2 protein-coding genes are annotated in these 803 nt (G+C 39.6%); both read right to left on the bottom strand.

The window, feature by feature from the left end:
* Positions 1-9 precede the first annotated feature (9 nt).
* Entirely contained in the window at positions 10-180 is a 171-nt protein-coding gene (locus tag NF543_RS25275) for a hypothetical protein (protein WP_257957587.1), read from the bottom strand.
* Between the two features lie 27 nt (positions 181-207).
* Positions 208-651, bottom strand: a complete 444-nt coding sequence (locus NF543_RS25270; RefSeq protein ID WP_257957586.1) for a DUF6934 family protein — start codon at positions 649-651, stop codon at positions 208-210.
* Positions 652-803: the final 152 nt, after the last annotated feature.

Raw genomic sequence — 803 nt, 5'->3', positions numbered from 1 at the left:
TTTCAGCACTTACTTTTTCCCTTTTTTTGAGAAACGTTCGGGTAAGCCTGCTTTTTTTATGAACTCAGTTGCTTCTTTGCGTTTTTTCGCAAAAAATGGAGTCTGAGCGTATAAAATCGCACGTTCTTCTGCGGAATACTCTTCGATTTTCTTTCCTTGCTTTATTACCGTTGCACTCATAGTGACCTCCATATTCAAAGGTACAAATTATTTTCTTGACAACAAAAAGGCTTCATAATTCCGTTTCGGCCTGAAGCTTTCCCAATGTCCGTTTATGTATCCATCTATTTCAAAATGTTCAACAACCTCCTGCCAAAATGCGGCAATGCCCATCTGGTAAAGCCTTGTGCGTGCAGGAGTGCTGCCCTGAGCAACGATTTTTGCATTTGGATGTCCATTCATGAAGTCCACTACCGTTTTGGCCACTGTCGCAAGTACTTTTTGTCTGTCTTGGTTGTTGGTGGTCTTTTTATCATCGACATCATTCCTTTCCGGATTCCAGTCTCCGAATCCCAAATTGAAAATGTAGCTATCCGGATCAATGAGATGATATTGTACCACTTTCCGGATTCGTCCCTGCGGTCCCTCACTATAAAATTCATACGTGTAGACTTCAGGAGTTTTTTCAAAAGAGTAACTATCTTCATTCATAGGCTTATGTTGGTCATCGTATAAACCATTATGGCAAAGATAGCGAAAAAACTAATATATTTAGTCGAAAGGCTGCCGTTAGTTAAAACTTAATGTTTCGTCGAAGCTTTTTCCACTATTAACCATAACTAATCTTAGGGAAGTCATTTGCA

This window comes from Parapedobacter tibetensis, assembly GCF_024704835.1.
Lineage (GTDB): Bacteria > Bacteroidota > Bacteroidia > Sphingobacteriales > Sphingobacteriaceae > Parapedobacter > Parapedobacter tibetensis.
This window is presented reverse-complemented; position numbering and strand designations above follow the sequence as displayed.

Excerpts from the sequence above, each read along its gene's own strand:
- NF543_RS25275 (WP_257957587.1), bottom strand. The coding sequence starts at position 180 with ATGAGTGCAACGGTAATAAAGCAAGGAAAGAAAATCGAAGAGTATTCC.
- NF543_RS25270 (WP_257957586.1), bottom strand. The coding sequence starts at position 651 with ATGAATGAAGATAGTTACTCTTTTGAAAAAACTCCTGAAGTCTACACG.